At 69.8% G+C, this 17,062-nt stretch carries 16 protein-coding genes and 1 pseudogene; 12 read left to right on the plus strand and 5 right to left on the minus strand.

Annotated features, from left to right (window positions below; all coding sequences use genetic code 11):
* Nucleotides 1-69: 69 nt before the first annotated feature.
* The 4 genes and pseudogenes from ABZS69_RS42855 (at nucleotide 70) to ABZS69_RS42870 (ending at nucleotide 3,003) form a co-directional block, all read left to right on the plus strand.
* Nucleotides 70-828, plus strand: coding sequence for a carboxylesterase family protein (locus ABZS69_RS42855; RefSeq protein ID WP_355382748.1), 759 nt, complete (start codon nucleotides 70-72; stop codon nucleotides 826-828).
* 38 nt (nucleotides 829-866) lie between these two features.
* Nucleotides 867-965 (plus strand): annotated as a pseudogene (locus ABZS69_RS42860) (IS5/IS1182 family transposase); the annotation flags it as partial.
* 230 nt (nucleotides 966-1,195) lie between these two features.
* Nucleotides 1,196-1,696 (plus strand): SigE family RNA polymerase sigma factor, encoded by a 501-nt coding sequence (locus tag ABZS69_RS42865; protein ID WP_355382751.1) that lies wholly within the window; start codon nucleotides 1,196-1,198, stop codon nucleotides 1,694-1,696.
* A complete protein-coding gene (locus ABZS69_RS42870; protein WP_355382754.1) occupies nucleotides 1,693-3,003 on the plus strand; it encodes a hypothetical protein in 1,311 nt (436 codons plus the stop codon). The genes ABZS69_RS42865 and ABZS69_RS42870 overlap by 4 nt, the downstream gene beginning before the upstream one ends.
* Nucleotides 3,004-3,207: 204 nt before the next feature.
* On the opposite strand, the gene ABZS69_RS42875 is transcribed toward ABZS69_RS42870, so the two are convergent.
* The 3 genes from ABZS69_RS42875 to ABZS69_RS42885 form a co-directional block, all read right to left on the minus strand.
* The gene (locus tag ABZS69_RS42875) at nucleotides 3,208-4,506 is read right to left on the minus strand and encodes a UDP-glucose/GDP-mannose dehydrogenase family protein (protein WP_355382757.1); all 1,299 of its coding nucleotides are present in this window, start codon (nucleotides 4,504-4,506) and stop codon (nucleotides 3,208-3,210) included.
* 74 nt (nucleotides 4,507-4,580) lie between these two features.
* Nucleotides 4,581-4,979 carry an NUDIX domain-containing protein gene (locus ABZS69_RS42880; RefSeq protein WP_355382975.1) on the minus strand — a complete coding sequence of 133 codons (399 nt, stop codon included), beginning with the start codon at nucleotides 4,977-4,979 and terminating at the stop codon, nucleotides 4,581-4,583.
* A 24-nt stretch (nucleotides 4,980-5,003) separates the two neighbouring features.
* On the minus strand, nucleotides 5,004-5,966 hold the full coding sequence (locus ABZS69_RS42885; RefSeq protein ID WP_355382760.1) for an acyl-CoA desaturase: 963 nt from the start codon (nucleotides 5,964-5,966) through the stop codon (nucleotides 5,004-5,006).
* A 171-nt stretch (nucleotides 5,967-6,137) separates the two neighbouring features.
* Between ABZS69_RS42885 and ABZS69_RS42890 the strand changes: the two genes are divergently transcribed.
* The 8 genes from ABZS69_RS42890 to ABZS69_RS42925 all read left to right on the plus strand — a co-directional run bounded on the left by ABZS69_RS42890 (nucleotide 6,138) and on the right by ABZS69_RS42925 (nucleotide 14,824).
* Entirely contained in the window at nucleotides 6,138-7,493 is a 1,356-nt protein-coding gene (locus ABZS69_RS42890) for a cytochrome P450 (protein WP_355382763.1), read from the plus strand.
* A 2-nt stretch (nucleotides 7,494-7,495) separates the two neighbouring features.
* Complete coding sequence (locus ABZS69_RS42895) at nucleotides 7,496-9,076, plus strand: peroxidase family protein (protein ID WP_355382766.1); 1,581 nt, start codon at nucleotides 7,496-7,498, stop codon at nucleotides 9,074-9,076.
* Nucleotides 9,073-11,229, plus strand: coding sequence for a hypothetical protein (locus ABZS69_RS42900; protein ID WP_355382769.1), 2,157 nt, complete (start codon nucleotides 9,073-9,075; stop codon nucleotides 11,227-11,229). Before ABZS69_RS42895 ends, ABZS69_RS42900 begins: the two co-directional genes overlap by 4 nt.
* Before the next feature lie 10 nt (nucleotides 11,230-11,239).
* Entirely contained in the window at nucleotides 11,240-11,524 is a 285-nt protein-coding gene (locus ABZS69_RS42905) for a hypothetical protein (RefSeq protein ID WP_355382772.1), read from the plus strand.
* 52 nt (nucleotides 11,525-11,576) lie between these two features.
* Complete coding sequence (locus tag ABZS69_RS42910; RefSeq protein WP_355382775.1) at nucleotides 11,577-12,509, plus strand: arabinofuranosidase catalytic domain-containing protein; 933 nt, start codon at nucleotides 11,577-11,579, stop codon at nucleotides 12,507-12,509.
* Between the two features lie 260 nt (nucleotides 12,510-12,769).
* The gene (locus ABZS69_RS42915; RefSeq protein WP_355382778.1) at nucleotides 12,770-12,934 is read left to right on the plus strand and encodes a hypothetical protein; all 165 of its coding nucleotides are present in this window, start codon (nucleotides 12,770-12,772) and stop codon (nucleotides 12,932-12,934) included.
* 145 nt (nucleotides 12,935-13,079) lie between these two features.
* Nucleotides 13,080-14,090: a helix-turn-helix domain-containing protein gene (locus tag ABZS69_RS42920; protein WP_355382781.1), complete on the plus strand. Its 1,011-nt coding sequence runs from the start codon at nucleotides 13,080-13,082 to the stop codon at nucleotides 14,088-14,090.
* A gap of 155 nt (nucleotides 14,091-14,245) precedes the next feature.
* On the plus strand, nucleotides 14,246-14,824 hold the full coding sequence (locus tag ABZS69_RS42925; protein WP_355382784.1) for a peptidase inhibitor family I36 protein: 579 nt from the start codon (nucleotides 14,246-14,248) through the stop codon (nucleotides 14,822-14,824).
* Between the two features lie 137 nt (nucleotides 14,825-14,961).
* On the opposite strand, the gene ABZS69_RS42930 is transcribed toward ABZS69_RS42925, so the two are convergent.
* Together ABZS69_RS42930 and ABZS69_RS42935 are read right to left on the minus strand one after the other, a co-directional pair.
* Entirely contained in the window at nucleotides 14,962-16,104 is a 1,143-nt protein-coding gene (locus tag ABZS69_RS42930; protein WP_355382787.1) for a histidine kinase, read from the minus strand.
* Nucleotides 16,105-16,319: 215 nt separating this feature from the next.
* A complete protein-coding gene (locus ABZS69_RS42935) occupies nucleotides 16,320-17,006 on the minus strand; it encodes a GPP34 family phosphoprotein (RefSeq protein WP_355382790.1) in 687 nt (228 codons plus the stop codon).
* Nucleotides 17,007-17,062: the final 56 nt, after the last annotated feature.

The raw sequence follows: 17,062 nt of genomic DNA on the forward strand, positions 1-17,062 counted from the left end.
CTGCACGGTCCACAGCCGCACCCGGCCCGGCCTGGACTTCGACATCCCTCAGGGAGAAAGGAACCCACCATGCGTCCTCGGGTCCACACCCAGCAGGGCGAGGTCGAGGGACTCCGGCAGGAGGGGATCGTCCGGTTCCTCGGTCTGCCCTTCGCCCGGCCTCCCGTCGGCGACCTGCGCCGGCGGCCTCCAGCGCCACCCGAGCGCTGGGACGGCGTACGCCCGGCCACCCGGTTCGGCCCGGCGTGCCCGCAGGTCATCCCGGCCATGTTCGATCTCCGCACGCAGGACAAGTCCGAGGACTACCTGTACCTGAACGTCTGGACGCCGGAGTTGGGACGTCAGGCACGCCAGCCGGTGATGGTGTGGATCCATGGCGGCGCCGACCTCTCCGTCCTGCGACACGTCCCCACCGCACAGATCGCCGCGCTGTCGCATGAGTTGTCCGGCGCCGTGCCGCCCGCCGGTCAGGTGCACACGCCCGCGAACCTGGTGTGGACGCCCCTTCCCGACGACGACGTGCTGTCCACCACCGGCTTCCCCGGCGCCCCGACGGAGGTGCCGATCCTGCTGGGCCACGTCACGAACGAGGCCCGCTACTTCATCAAGCCCACCGGCACCTATCCCGAGGTCATCACAGACCGAGCGGTTTCCGATGCCATGCAATCCGCCTGGATCGAATTCGCCCGAACCGGCGTACCGGCCGGCGGTCCCACCTGGCCCCGGTTCGACCCCGCCGCACCGAAACTGACCGTCATCGCAGACACCGTGCACTTCCGCCCCATGGTCACCGCCAAGCTCACCGAGATCATCGCCGCACAACGTTAGGGACCCGGCGACGCCCAAGCTGGGGCAAGCATTACGGAATGGACCGTGTCCGCGCCAACCGGCCCTACCTCTCCGGCGGCGTGAACGTGCAGGTCATCGCCGGTCCGGATGGGACGATCCGGTGGACCTCCGGCGAGTGGACCGGACGACCTCGTATCGCAACAGACGCTGCCCCGAGTGAACAGCACCAGCCCGTCTTCTGCCGCGCGGGGTGGAGGCGATTGTCCGGGGTCCGTTGCTGGAGGAGCCGGCGCATCGTGGGCGCCCCCCTCGCAATCCCGCCCGACCCCCAGAAAACATTCGCTGAGCGATGCAACATCTTCGTCCCTTCGGCCGTCTGGGACGTGACTACCGAAGGGAACAACCAGTGGACGACGAACCCGGCTTCGACGAGTTCGTGGCAGAGCAGACGGACGCGCTGCTCCGCTACGGATACGTCCTGACCGGAAACCCTCATGACGCCGCCGACCTGGTCCAGGAAGCTCTGGTACGGCTGTGCGGCGCCTGGCCGAGGGTGAGACTCAAGGACAGCCCGCACAGCTACGTCCGTACCACGATGGCACGGCTACACATCAGCATCTGGCGGCGGCGCAGGCGCGAGCACCTCATCGGAGAGCCGCCGGAGCGGGTTCACCACGACGTTTTCCCTCCCGACGAGGACCAGGGTCTCTGGGAAGAGCTGGCCGCGCTGCCCCGCAGACAGCGTGCCGTGCTGGTGCTGCGCTACTACGAACAGCTCAGCGACGCCGAGATCGCCAACATGCTCGACATCTCTCCCGGAACCGTGCGCAGCCAGGCCTTCCGTGGCCTGGACAAGCTGCGTTCCTCCCTCTCCTCCTCACCGGTGACCCACAGGAGCATGCGATGACCGATCTGGAAGACAAGCTGAGCAGCGTCCTGTCCGGGGCGGCGCATCGTGCCCCGCAGGCGCCGGCCGGGCTGGTCGCGACGGTCAAGACGCGCCATCGCCGGCGGCAGGCGCGGGCCGCCGCCATGCGCGCGGCCGCGGCTGTGGTCCTGGTGGCAGGCGGAGTGGGCGCGGCCGTGAGCGCCCTGGACGCGTCGGCCGAGCCGAACCCCGCGGCCAGCGCGACCGGCAAGCCCAAGCCGCCGGCGGACAAGATTCCGCCACCCATCGAGAAAGTGTGGCCGCAGGCCGTTCACAAGATCCCGGCCAAGTTGCCCGACGGCCGCGCGTACTACCCGCAACTACTCCTCGACGATCGCACGCTGCTGGTCATGACAGGCGTCAGTGACGGAAAGCGTCAGTTCCTGTGGAGCTACGACCTGGGCACCGGCCGGCCCAGGCAGATCGCCGAGATCCCCCCGACGAAGGGATCGGCGATCTTCGCCGACGGCGTCGCCGCCGGTGGCGGCAACATCGTCTGGTGGGCGTCCTACAAGGAGGCGGGCAGCCCGCGGGTCGCCCGGATCTGGACGGTGCCGGCCACCGGCGGCCGGCCTCGGGCGGTGACCGACGTCCCCCTCGGAAACGTCATGAAGCAGGGGCACATCAACGGGCTGACGGTGACGGGCTCGGACGTGGTCTTCGCCTACGAGAAGGGCGGGGTTTACCGGGTGCCACTGAGCGGGGGCTCGCCTCAGCCGGTGAAGGGCGCCGAGCGGCACCACATCCTGCAATGGCCGTGGGTGGGCATCCACCGCGGAAAGGCGATCTTCCGCGAGCTGCTCAACGTCGAGACCGGTGAGCGGCGCGACGCCGTGGTCAAGGCCGACGAGGAGGTCAGATGCGGCGTCGACCGGTGCGCGGGCGTAACAGTGCGATACAAGACAGTCAAGGTCGAACGCCCCCGCGACCGCTCCGGCAAGGAGATCAAGTGCGGCGATCGCCGGTGCCCGGACACGACGCGGAACGGGACCATCCTGAGTAGGTTCATCCGCGACCGCGACGGCTCCCACGAGCGCGAACTGCCGAGCACCTTCCGGCCAGGCGACGACGCCGGCCTGGATCGCTTCTTCAAGGTCATGTTGAGGGGACCGGGAAACCAGGACGTCCAGACGCTGTACGACGCCGACACCGGCAGGTCCGCCGATCTCGGCATACGGCCGAACGCGAAGGGAGGCATGGCGACCCCCGACAGCGGCCTCGACCGCCTGATGACCTACTCGATCAAGAACGAGATGTACGTCGTGGACCTGGCCGCGATCAAGTAGAACCGACCCCACAGCACCCCCAGGTCACAGCATTTTCGAGCGGGACACCATGACTACGGCGATTGAACGTCCCGCGCCCGGCGTCACGAACAGCGCATTTCCCTCCTCGATCGCAGCCTGCTCGCCCAGCGGACCGGGCTCACCTGAACGCTGATCGCGCCAAGCGTCCACTTGGCGCGATCAGCGGGCGGAGGGTTCAGCCGGTCAAGGTCGGCCGACGCTGAGGTACCGGTATCCGGCGGCCCGCATCAGGGCCGGGTCCAGCAGGTTCCGGCCGTCGAACAGCAGCGGGCGCCGCATCGTCGTGGCCGTGCGAGCCCAATCGACCTCGGTGAGCTGTGGCCACTCCGTGACGATGATCGCCGCGTCCGCACCCTCGACCGCCAGCTCCACGCTGGGGTGGCGAGTGGTCGACGTCCACGGCTCCGCCTCGGCGGGACGCGCCATCGGATCCCAGCAGCGCACCTCGGCTCCTTCGGCGAGCAGCCGGGCCGCCAGGACCGTGCTGGGTGCCTCCCGCATGTCGTCCGTCCCCGGCTTGAACGTCAGCCCGAGCAGTGCCACGCGCGCACCTGCCAGCGTGCCGAGTTCGTCCTTCAGCTTCTGGATCGCCCGCCGTTTCTGCAGGTTGTTGACCTCGATCACCGCGGACAGCAGCTGCAGGTGGTAGCCGGTGTTGTTGGCCAGCTGCCGCAGCGCCTCGCTGTCCTTGGGGAAGCACGAGCCGCCCCAGCCGATCCCCGGGCGCAGGAAGTGCGGGCCGAGACGATGGTCCAGGCCCACGGCGTGCGCGACTTGCTCGACGTCGGCTCCGGTCTTCTCGCACAGAGTGGCGATCTCGTTGATAAAGCTGATCTTGGTGGCGAGCAGGGCGTTCGCCGCGAGCTTCACCATCTCGGCCGACCGAACGTCCATCACGGCGACCGGCCCGTCCACGCCCTGGTGCAGCTCGGCGATCAGGCGAGCGGTCGCCTCGTCGGAGGCGCCGATGACGATGCGATCCGGGTGCATGAAGTCGGCGACCGCGCGGCCCTCGGCCGTGAACTCGGGGTTGGCGCCGTACCCGACATGACCCATGCCCGCGGCGTCCAGCGCTGCTCGCACCCGGCCGCCCGTGCCCACGGGCACGGTGGACTTGACCACCACCGCCCGCAAGTGAGCGGCGTCCTTCAGTGAGGTCACCACCGACCAGACCCGTGACAGGTCCGCATCGCCGGAGGCCGAGGGCGGTGTGTCCACGCACACGTAGGCGATCTCGGCGTCGGCCACCGCCTCGTCGGCGTCCAAGGTGAAGCTCAGCCGATCCTTGTTCCGGGTGATCATGTCGCCCAGGCCCGACTCGTAGATCGGCACATCGCCGGCCCGCAACAGCCTGATCTTCTCCGGATCGATGTCCCGCACCACCACCTGGTGGCCCAGCTCGGCCAGACAGGCACCGGTCACCAGACCGATGTATCCGGCGCAGAACACAGCAACTCGCCGATGTTCCGGCTGTCCAACCATCTGACCGACCGTCCCTTCTCCGCACCCGTGATCGCGTGGATCGTCCTGCTACCGGGGTTTGTGCGCTGATGTCCTTAAACGGGGAGCCCCACCATAGTCCGTACTCCGCCGAGCCTCGGGGTCCCGGCTTCGCTCAGCTCGGCGCTCGTCAGCCAGCCCGCCCAGCTCACCGCCTTGGGATCGGGCGAGACGTCGCCGGCGATGACCGCCTCGTACACCCCGAGCCAGTACGAGCCGATCTCGCCCTGGCACAGGAACGTGACCACCTCACGCACCGGGATGTCGACGCCTAACTCCTCCGCGAGTTCGCGCGCGGCCGCCGCCCGGTAGGACTCCCCGACATCGACTGCCCCGCCGAAGGCCACCTCGTAATAGCCGGGACATCTGGACAGTCCCTCAGCCTCAGCTTCCGAAGCGAGCCCGACCCCCGGGCTACTTCCGCCGCGCTTAAGTGCAGGGTGCGAGGCCCTCAGCTGGGGATCGGCAGGCTCGCCGGGTCATCGCAGGGAGTCGGCGCCGTGGTCCGGGCTGTGGTCGGTGCGGTGGGTCGTCAGGCGGTCGGCGTTCGGCCAGCGTACGCCGTGGGCCCAGCCCGCCCGCTCGAACCAGCGGATCAGCCGCGCGCTGGGGTCGAGCTGGCCCTTGAGCACGCCGTGCCGGGCGCAGGTCGGCTCCACATGGTGCCAGTTGTGCCAGCCTTCGCCGAGCGTCAGCATCGCCACCCACCACACGTTCGACGAACGGTCTCTCGTGCGGAACGGGCGGTCGCCGAAGGTGTGGGCGATCGAGTTCACCGACCAGGTGACGTGGTGCACCACGGCGTAGCGGACCAGGCCGCCCCACAGGAGCGCGCTCCACGCGCCCGACCACGACATCGACCACAGCCCGCCGGCGGCGGCCGGGAGCGCGAACGACATGAGAACGACCGCCAGGTAGGCGGCGTCGAAACGGCGCACATCCGGGTCGGCCAGCAGGTCAGGCACCCAATGCCGGCGGCTGGAGCGGCGCCGGGCCGTGTAGAACCAGCCGATGTGGGCGTGCAGCATGCCGCGCAGCAGTGCCAGGCCGCTGTCGCCGTAGCGCCACGGCGAGTGCGGGTCGCCTTCGCGGTCGGCGTACTTGTGGTGGCGGCGATGCTCGGCGGCCCACAGCGTGAGGGGGCCCTCGACGGCCATGCCGCCGGCCAGCATGAGCGCGATCCGTAGCGCCCGGTTGGCCTTGAAGGCGCGGTGCGTGAAGAGGCGGTGGTAGCCGATGGCGATCCCGAAGATGCTCACCAGGTACATCGCGACCGCGATGACCAGGTCGCGGGGGCCGATGCCCCAGCCCCAGGCGGCCGGCACCGCGAGGGCCAGCAGCAACACGGGCAGGATGACCAGGACGATCAGATAGGCGGTGCGGCGGCCGGTGGTGACCGTCACCGTCTCCGTCGTGCCCGGCTGCGGCATGGGTGACGGCACGTCCCCTCCCATGGGTGGTGCGGAACGATCGGGCTCCCTATTCAACGGCCAGGCCCATGGACTGCGGCAATGTCCTGACAGTAACGGACCAATTACTCCGAGGAAGCAAAACAATGCACTCGGGTGTCATGAAGAAAGGTGTGACGCATCCCTAGATTGTGATTGCACAACGTGATCATCGTTGTGCGCTCCGGCATCAGGCGGGAGGTCCACGGAATGGGTGCTGTCGATCAGGCGACCACGGGCGGCCATCTGGAGAGATACGACGAGGCGCTGGCCAGGGACCCGATGTCGGCGTTCGGCCTGGTCCGGGAGTGGATGCGTACCGACTGGCGGAGCCTGTTCGCCGAGTTGCGCGAGCGGCGCCCCGTCTTCGTCACCCCCGCCTTCACGGTCGTGACCCGCTTCGCCGACGTCGTCGAGGTGCTCTCCCACGAGCAGGTCTTCTCGGTACGCGCCTTCGGTCCGCGCCTCGACGCCGCGCTGGGCGCCCCGTTCATGCTGGGCAGGGACGCCACGCCGATGAACTGGCGGGAAAAGGGCCTGATGCAGCTCATGCTCGACCCGCGGGACGCGGCCGACGTGCGCGAGCTGACCGGCCACCTCGCCGACGAACTGCTCGACGCCGCCTGGCCCGACGGGCGCCTCGAAGCGGTCAACGGGCTGTTCCGCCCTGTCGCCCTCGGCGTGTGCGCGCGGTATTTCGGCGTTCCCGGCCCCGATCCGCAGACCCTGGGCAGGTGGACGCGGGCCATCGTCGCCGACGGCTTCGCCAACTTCCTCGGAGATCCGCAGATCCAGGCCGCGTCCGTCAGAGCGGGCGCCGAGATGGTCGGATACCTGCGAGACCGCCTCGCCGAGCACCGGGCCACGTTGCGGGCCGGACGGGACCTCCCCGACGACGTCTTCGCCCGCCTCGTCCGCTCCTCCCTGCCCGCCGTGGCCGACGACCGCATCGTGATCAACATGGCCGGGCTGCCGCTGGGCTTCGTGGAGAGCGCGCCGGGGGCCATGGTCGAGGCGGTCGAGCAGCTCCTGCTGCGCCCGCGGGTGCTCGCGGAGGCCACGGCCGTCGCCGGCGACCCCGAACGGTTCGATCCGTACGTCTGGGAGGCGCTGCGGTTCAGCCCGTTCTTCAAGCTGCTCCCCCGGCTGTGCGAGCGCGACCATGTCCTGGCCGCCGGCACCCCGCGTAGCACGATGATCCCCGCGGGCACGTTCGTGCTCGCGGCGCCGGCCTCGGCCATGTTCGACGCGGCCGTGGTGCCGGAGCCCGACGAGTTCCGCCTCGACCGCCCTCGCCACCATCAGCTGTTCTTCGGCTCCGGTCATCACGCCTGCCTCGGCGTGCACGTGGCCGGCGTGGTGATCGCCGAGACCGTACGCCGCCTGCTGCTGCGTCCCGGCGTGCGGCCGCTCCCGCCACCGGCGGGCGGCGTCGAGCGGACACTCGGGATCTTCCCCGACACCTTCGCCGTCGCGCTCGGCACCGAACAGCGCCCCGGCATCGACGGGAGGGAAGGCTGACGATGGCGGCGAGCCGAGCACGCAGCATCGCCACGGACGGTCTGTCCAACCGGCTCAGGTTCCTGGCCCTGACCAACGGCCGGCCGTTCTGGGACCTCGTGCAGAGAAGCCAGCCGGTCCGGCGCCGGATCAACGCCTCGCTGATCGACCATGCGATTCGCGAGATGCCGCCGCGCCCCGAGCCGCTGAGCACCATGGCCGACTACACCTCGTGGGCCTCCTTGACCGACCGCACCTACAGCGGCAGGCACCTGCCCCCGATCGCCGTCGCCGAAGGGAACCGTCCCACTCCCGAGAGCGCCGGCGCCCTGTTCACCCGCGGCGAGTCCATGATCCCCTGCCCGCGCTCCACGGTGCTTTTCGCGTACTTCGCCCAATGGTTCACCGACGGTTTCCTGCGCGGCGACACCAACATCCCGCGCGACCCGCGCAAGAACAGCTCCAACCATCACATCGACCTGAACCAGGTGTACGGCCTCGACGAGGCGGCGACGGCCGCACTGCGCACGTTCGACGGCGGGCTGCTCAAGAGCCAGCTCATCAACGGCGGCGAGTTCCCGCCCTACCTGTGCGAGAACGGCAAGATCAAGCCGGAGTTCGCCCCGCTGAGTGTCATCCGCTTCGACCGGCTCTCCGACGCGCAACGCGACACGCTGTTCGCCACCGGCAGCGACCGGGGCAACGGCCAGATCGGCTTCACCCTGCTCACGGTGCTGTTCCTGCGCGAGCACAACAGGGTCGCGCGGCTGCTCGCCCGGGAACATCCGCGCTGGGACGACGAGCGGCTGTTCCAGACGGCCCGCAACATCCTCATCGTGCTGCTGATCAAACTGGTCGTCGAGGAGTACATCAACCACATCACCCCCTACCACTTCCGGTTCACCCTGGACCCGCGGCTGTCGGCACGCCTGGACCACGCGCCCTGGCACCGGCAGAACTGGGCCTCGGTGGAGTTCAACCTCGTCTACCGCTGGCACAGCCTGATCCCGTCCCATCTGTCGGTGGGCGGGCACGACCTGCCGATGGCACAGACCTTTTTCGGCAGCGCGCTGATCCCCGGCCCCGGCCTCGGGCGGCTGTTCGAGGACGCCTCCTGCCAGCGGGCCGGCCGCATCAGCCTGTTCAACACCGACCCCGTCCTGCGCGAGATCGACGTGGCCAGCATCGCCGACTCCCGGGCGCTCGACCTGGCCCCGTACAACAGCTACCGCGAGCACTGCCGCTTCCCCAGGGTGCGCGCCTTCGAGCAGATCTCCGGCGATCGGCGGGTCAGCGGCGCGCTGCGCGAGCTCTACCGCGACGTGGACGACGTCGACCTGTACGTCGGGCTGTTCGCCGAGGAACCCGGATCCCCCGCCGCGATCCTGCCGCCGCTGCTGACCAAGATCATCGCTATCGACGCCTTCTCCCAGGCGCTCACCAACCCGCTGCTGGCTCCGCGGATCTTCAACGCCGCCACCTTCTCCCCGCAGGGCATACGGGTCATCGCGGCCACGGGCACGCTGTCGGACGTGCTGCGCCGCAACACGCCGGAGGACCCGAGCCCCCGCCTCGTCAGCATGTCCTGGCGGACCCGGTCATGACCGGGGAGAACGATCCGGCCGCCGGGCCGCTGCGCGCCGCGGCCCGTGAACTGGTGGACATCGCCGTCACGATCCAGGACGCGGCGGCGCACGCCACGGCCGCGCTCACCGACGACGCGCTGCTGCGCGCCCTGCCGCACGCTCCCTCGGCGGCCCGGCCCGCCTACCGCGCGCTGCTACGGGCCACGACGAACGGTCAGGGCCTCGGGTACGCGTTCACCGGCGGCCGGCTGGCCACCGCGGCCGCCAAGGCCGGTGCCATGCTGGGGGCCGAGAGTCTGGCCGTACGGGTGCTGGCCACGTCGCTGCGGTTGCGCGTGGCAGCCGTGGCGCTCACCCACCCCGAGCTGACCGGGGACCCCATGCTCGCCCGGCTCATCGACGCGGCCGCCGCCGACCGCGATCTGGAAGCCGTCCGGGCCCTGCGCGCCCTGCTCAAGGACCGTGGTGCGGTACGCGCGCTCAGCCAGCTCGCCCCGGTCTTCGGCGAGGTTCTCGCGCTGCGCGCGCTGCTGGACGAGAACCCGCTCAACGACGCCACCGCCTGGCTCATCGCGACGGGAAAGGGCTTCGCCACCGCCGATCCGATCACCGGCATGAGCAACAGGGCCATCGCCGTACTCGACACCGGGGAAGGCGCCGCGCGCCGGATCGAGCTGACCGCGGCCGAGTCGGCCCGGCTGTGCACGCGGGGCTCGCTGCTCGGCTTCCTGGGCAACATCAGCACGATCGGCACCACGGGGCGGGCCCTCATCCAGAGCGTCGAAGGACCCGACGGTGTGATCCGCCACGTCCTCCAGGCGCCGGGCATGCGAATGGGGCGTCCCGACGGCGAATCGCCCCAGGACCTGCTCGGCGCGTTCAGCAGCGCCGTCCTGGCCAGCAGCCCCTACAGCCGCGCACTGGCCGAGGCCGTCGCCGACTACGGGCCGCCTCCGGGCGCCGAACTGGCGCTCGTCGGACACAGCGCGGGCGGGGCCGCGATCATGAACCTGGTGCAGGACCCCGGCTTCTGCGCCCGGCACCCGGTCACCCACGCCGTCGCCGTCGGCTCGCCCGTCGACTTCAAACGCCCCGCCGACCCGCGCACCTGGGTGGCCAGCGTCACCAACCGGCACGACATCATCCCCACCCTCGACGGGCAGGGCGCCGGCACCTGCTTCGACCTGCACCCCGACTGGTACGTGGTCGACTACGGCGATTCCACCCACCTGTTCCCGCACTGCCACAGCATCGAGCACTACCTCGCCAACATCGCCGACGACCTGCCCGAGGCTCGCGATCTCATCGAGGAGCGGCTCACGCCCTTTCGGGGGCGGGTCGTGCGTTCCCAGGCGTACCTGCTGTTCGACCGCCCGCCCGACCCGGAGGAGTTCCCCTTCCTGACCGTGCCCACCCGTGCCGTGGACGGTCCCGGGGGAACCGTCGAACTGCCGATCAGGTGCCGCGACGGCAACGCGCTCACGACGTACTTCGCCGTGAACCCGGCAGTGGTGGCCGGCCTGCTGGAGGGCACGGGGCTCGGTCCCGCCGTACAGGTGGCGGGCCGTGCGCTGGTCGCCGTGCACGCCGCCTGGAACCGGCGCACCAGCGCGGGCGGCTACGGGGAGTTGCAGGTCGGCGTCGTCGTGCCCGGCCCGTCCCGTTCTCCCGTCCGGCTTAGGCGACGCTCCTGCCTCTCCGTCTGGCCTGACCTGCTGCGGGCGGCGGACCTGCGCCGCTCCGGCAGCTTCCTCGTCGGCTCCGCGGTCGACACCGCGGTCGTACGCGCCCTCGGCCCGCAGCTGTGGGGCGGCGAGACGTACCTGACGCCCCTGACACTCCGGCTCGGCACCCGGTCCGCCCATGTCACCGCCGACCAGCTCCTCACCCTGCGCGGGCGGCTCGGTCCGGGGCTGCCCCTGAGCGATCCCGGCCTGGTCGGCTACACCCGCGAGGCCGGTGCCGTGCTGCGGTCCTGCGTACGGGCCCGCGGGCGGGCCCGGCTGCACGCGACGCCATCGCTGCGGCTGGTCGTCGAGCCGCGGTCGACCCATCCGCTGGCCGACCGGCTCCGCGAGCTGGCGCTCGACGGCGCCCGCCCGCTGCTGTGCCTGTCGGCCACCACCCGCCAGACGCTCCGGGACGCCGCCGTCCCGGTACCGCCGGTCTGACGGAGGAGCCATGTCCGCCCAGATCGCCGCGATCGTCGCCCACGCCGAAGTCCTGCGTTCGGACGCCCGCGCCCTCGCCGCCTGCGCCGAGCGCCTGCGCGCGATCGAGGAAGAGCTGAAGGCGGGCGGCGGGGCGCCGCACTGGCTGCACGCATCGGTGGCCGCCCACCTCGCGGCCTGCGCGGCGGCCGCCGCCGACCTGGAGACGTCCGCGCAGCGCCTGAGCCGCTACGCGGACGAGCTGAGAGCCCATGACCGGCGGCGGTTCTCGCCACCCGCGGGCCGGCGACAATAGTCAAGCCATGGTTGCCGTGAATACCTTGACGAGCAATCACTTCCGATTCATAGTGAGCCCGTCAACCCACGAATCGGCGGGCAGCCGTCGCGCTCGCCGCCGGCCTGCTGGCCGGCATCCCCCATCGCAGGCCGCCGCGTCGCAGTCGTGCGACATCTACGCCGCCGGCGGCACCCCGTGCGTGGCGGCCCACAGCACGACCCGCGCCCTGTACGCCGCCTACAACGGGGCGCTGTACCAGGTACGGCGTTCCTCGGACAACGCCACCCAGAACATCGGCAACGGCACCATGGAGGCCATCTACTTCGGCAACATCAAGGTCTGGGGCTACGGCACCGGCAACGGCCCGTGGGTCATGGCCGACCTCGAGAACGGCCTGTTCTCCGGAGTGAACGCTGGCTACAACGCCAACAACCCGACCGTGAACCACCGCTACCTCACCGCCATCGTCAAGGGCGAGCCCAACCACTGGGCCATCCGCGCCGGCAACGCCCAGTCGGGCAACCTGTCCACCTACTACAACGGGTCGCGCCCCAACGTCGCGGACTACAACCCGATGAAGAAGGAAGGGGCCATCATCCTCGGCATCGGCGGCGACAACAGCAACAGCTCCGCCGGCACCTTCTACGAGGGCGTGATGACCTCCGGCAGCTCGTCCGTGGACAAGAACGACGCCACCTGGATCGTGCGCAACGGCCTGGCCTACAGCGCCTGCGTGTCGTTCGAGTCGAAGAACTACCCCGGCAGCTACCTGCGGCACAGTAACTACCAGCTCTACCGCAACGCCAACGACGCCACCTTCTGCGCGCAGCCCGGCCTGAACGGCCAGGGCCTTTCCTGGGCGTCCTTCAACTATCCGAACCGCTTGCTGCGTCACTACAACAACATCGTCTACATCGGCAGCGAGGGCGGATCGAACACCTTCGACAGTGCGACGTCGTGGGCCGACGACGTGAGCTGGATCGTCGCCTCGCCTTGGGCGTAGGCACCCCGGTCGGAGCCGTCCCGCCACTCGGGCCCGAGGACGGCTCCGCCCTGCGGGGTGCAAAACCCGGCCGCCGGCCTGCGGCCCGGACCGGCCCACCGGCGCGTCGCCAGCGCTGCAACGTCACGGGGGGCGACGACGTTTCCGCACTCCACGCGTACAGCCGCCTGAGGCCGGTCGGCGCTGCCGCACCAAGGTCCGCGTTGGCTGTCGGCCGAAGGGGCTGGTGACATTCGGCCGAACCAGCGATCATCATCCTGATGATCGTCGAAGAGGGTGCGAGCACGGAGCGGGGTCCTCTGGCCGGCGTCGGCGAACTGGCCGCCGCCCCACCCGAGCCGCTGCGCATGCGCGATGACCTGATGGTCCCGCGTACCCGTCCGGCCTGCTGTGCGACTGGTGCGTGCCCGCCGCCCAGGCGCTGAGCGACCACGTCCGGGCCGCGGGTTCAGCCCCCTTGACGCACCGCAAGTAGCTCCACAATCGCAAGCCGCCTCACAGCACAGATCCACCTCACGCACTTGCCTGTCCAACAAGGAAGGGAAGACCTTGAGAGATCACGCCAAAAGCGTGCTGAGGATCGTTTTCACCGCGGAGGATCTCGCGCTCACCCGCCTCGCGCCCCGGACCGACCTGCTGTGGGAGATGGTGAGCAGCCTGCACCGCCTGCAGTCCCGTGACGGCGACCAGGCGCTTGCCGCCTGGCGGCGGCAAGCGCACCTCCGGCTGACCGAACGCGGCCTGCTGCCGTCTCTACGCGCCATGCTGCTCCCCCTCGCTCCCCGAGGGCCGTATTTTCCCGACTTCCTCACCCCGATCCAGGCGCAACTGGGAGACGAGCCCGCCCTCCAGGCGTTGGTGGACACTCCGCGAGAACGCGTCCGGCGCGACATGGAGGTTCTGCGCAACAGCGGCGGCTTACCCTCGGCCGACCTGGAGGATCTCGCACGCGGCAACCAGGGGGCCATGCGACGGCTCGGACGCGTCGTGGCCGACTACTGCCGGGCCGTGCTCACTCCTTGTTGGCCCGAGGCCGACCGCGCGCTGGCCGGAGAACGCGCCATCGTGCAACGTCACTTCCTCACCGGCGGCGCCGAGCAGATGCTCGCCAGCCTGACGCCGACGATACGTTGGCGTCCTCCCGTGCTGGAGGTCGACTATCCGGCGGGAGCCGGCCGGGAGGTCCATCTGCGCGGGCGCGGTCTGACGCTGATCCCCTCCTACTTCGGCCGGGCGAACCCTGTCGCGCTGGTGGACCCGGCCCTGCCTCCAGTCCTGACCTATCCGATCCCCCGCCGGGTCACCGCTGACGCCGTCGCGAGCAGTGCCCTGGAGGCCCTGTTGGGCCGGACTCGAGCGGCAATCCTCAACTGCGTCGCACGTGCCCCCGGCTGCAGCACCAGCGAACTGGCCCGTGACGCCGGTGTCTCCGTCTCCACGGCGAGCGAGCACGCCCAGGTCCTGCGCCAGGCCAATCTCATCGCCAGCATCCGCCAAGCCAACCTGATGCTCCACCACACGACCGAACTCGGCACAGCCCTGCTGACCGGATCGCCACATCTAGAACGCACCCGAAACTAGCCTCTGCTCACTGCGAATCGGAACACCCTATTCGCCATAAATATGCGGCACTTTCGACCGTACCCGAAAGAGGTCGACGCCCCTCGCAGGCGGATCACACACTTCACATACGACGCCGAAAAGAGAAACGGCGCGCAGAGAAAGGAACTGTCACAGTGATCCGACCTGGACGCATCATCGCCGTATTGGGGGCAGCCGGCGCACTGGCCGCGACCCTGCTCACCGGAGGAATCAGCGGTGCCTCCGCTGAGACGAAGAACGCCGATGTGCCGGAAATCACGCTGACCGAACCCGAGAAGCAGGCCCTGCAGGCGGAAGTGGACAAGCACCTGAAGGACTACGGCGGTGGCAAGCAGATCGGCATCAACGAGATCGCCTACGACGACAACCGGCTCATCCTCACCTTGCCGCTGCCGGGCGAGAAGAAGGCCCGCTCGGTCAATGAGGCCATAACACCATTGGGGGTCGCCAACTGCTCGTTCGAGTACGCCTGCCTGTGGTCTGACACCAACTTCAACGGCACCCGAATCGCCCGGTTCGACTGCGCTACGGTCGCGCTGGCCGCACCCTTCAATACCAGCGTGGGGTCGATTCACAACAACCAGACGACCGGGACGCAAACAATACTCCTCAATGCGTCTCGCCAGATTCTTAACTCAAGCATGGCGCCGAGCAGGATCAACGACACCGGGGTTGGATCCCGCTCGAACGCCCGCTCCTGGACGGTCTGCTGATATCCAGCGCCTTTCCAGGTTGGACCAGCAGAAGGGTCTGGCTGAATGTGGTGCCGTCCTCCCCCAGGGTCGGCGGCGCCCACTTTCGGCCAGGCCCCTTCGGCGTGTGAGAGACACAAGTGACCGGACCGCGGCGATCATCGGTCCCGCTGTGCTTCGGAACGCCGGTGCGGGAATGCCGCGGCTGTCAGGAACCGCCCGTCCTTCTGTTCGACCGTCAGTTCGCCGCCCTCGGCGGTGACGCGTTGTTCGAGCGCGGCCAGGCCCCGGAGCTCGGGCAGCGGTGCCTGCTGGGCGCCGTCGTTGACGACGGTGATGCTCGACTCCGACAGGGTGACCTGCACCCGCGTCGCTTGGGCGTGGCGCAGGATGTTGGTCGTGGTCTCGCGCAGCACCTGGCCGAGCAGTTCGCTCGCGCCCGGGTCGACGTCCGCCTCGCGGTCGATGCGTACGTCGATGCCCGCGGCCTCGAAGAGGTTCCTGGCGTTCTCCAGTTCGGCGGAGAGGTTGAGCCGCCGCTGCGCGTAGGCGAGCGCCTTGGTCTGCGTGATGGTGTCGCTGACCAGGGCGTGGATCTCCCGCAGCTCCTGTTTGGCGCGTTCGGTGTCGCTGTCGACCAGTTTCTGGGCGAGCGCCGTTTTCAGCTTCACCACGTGCAGGGTGTGGCCCTGGATGTCGTGCAGGTCACTGGCGAACCGGACGCGTTCGCGGATCACGGCCAGCTCCGCTTCCCGCTCCCGTGCCGCCTCCAGCTCGGTGACGACGTCGTAGAAGCGCTTGTTGGGGAATCTGAGCCCGATGATCGCCGCGGTGATGCCCGTGGGGATGAGGACGTACCGGAACAGCACGCCGGAAACGTCCTCGTGCGCCGCCAGCAGCCTCGACGCGCCCACCACGGCGACATAGACGGTCAACGCGACGGCCCACATGACCCGGCGCCGCGAAAGCTGGGGGATGACGAAGGCGCCCGCGGTGGCGACGGCGAAGAACACCGCACTGCCGCCGGCCACCAGCACGGAGTAGGGCCACACGGCCGCGGTGACGATCATGCAGGGCAGCGCGACGCGCAGGACGTCTCCCCCCGCCCACCGCACGAAGGACACCAGAGCCGCCACCACGCCCGCGCCCAGGACGAGGGCATCCCACCAGGACCGGGCGTCCGTCGCCACCACCACCGCCCCGGCGACGACGAGCAGCGGCAGGAACATGGTGAGGTTGAGCCTGCGCAGCTTCCCCTGCGCCGGCTCGTCGTCCTCGGACACCGGGCGTGTCGGGCTCAAGGGTGCCTCACCTGGTTGCCGGACGGTCGGTTCGCGCCGTGGGACCGCGGCCATCCACACCGGGCGCGCTGGTCTGGCATGGGTGCTCTCCGGGGTCGAACAGCAGCGTCTGCCCAGTATTCTTCCTGCTCCAGGGTGCCACCAGTGACACCGCGTCATGACCTCGCCGCGAGACCGCATCGGGCGTGGCGCCGCCGTTCGGCATCGCGTGGAACTCAGGTGACCGCCGTGATCACGGCGACGCTGACGGCGGTGCTCGACGCGGCGATCGCCGCGGCGGTGCGCGCCACCGCGGTGTTCACGGCCGCGGCGCCCCAGCTGCCGTTCTCCAGCTCCTTCGCACGCTCGCGGACCTTGGCCGACCACGCGAGGGGCGGCCGGAGAGCCGGCAGGGTGCCACTTGACGAGAGCAGCGCGATCACCGCCGCGGTGCGGGCGTCGGGACTCCCGCCGTCTTCCAGTACGGCACGGACTTTCCGCCGGAGTTCCGCCTCGTGGCCGGTGTCCTCGGCCGGCAACCTGGTCGTACGGAACACGCCCAGCACCCGCCGGCTCTCGCGACGGATGAGGCCACGCTCGACAAGCCGGTCGATCACCGGTTTCCACAGGCCACCGCCGATGGCGAGCAGGAGCGACTGTACCCGCTGAGGTCGCTCGGCGACCTTCTCGTAGGCGGACTGAAGCAGGGGGTCCGAAAGCGGGCCGTCCCCGACCGCGATGACCTTGGGACCGTTCAGCCCCGGGCGGCCCCCGTCGGTCTCGACCCTGCCACGAAGGGCGAGCTCGACGAGTACGGCGCCGCCGAGGGTGTAGTGCAGGGTGCCGACTCCGGCTATGGCCCCCGTCTCGTCGTCGAGCATCAGCAGCATCAGATCCTCGACGATCAGCAGGTCGCTCTGCATGGACCTCTCCTTATCTTCTCTCGGTGGTCAGGCCGGGCCCGGTGACGTCCTCCGCG

Origin of the sequence: Nonomuraea sp. NPDC005650, from assembly GCF_040605375.1 — a bacterium.
Taxonomy (GTDB): domain Bacteria; phylum Actinomycetota; class Actinomycetes; order Streptosporangiales; family Streptosporangiaceae; genus Nonomuraea.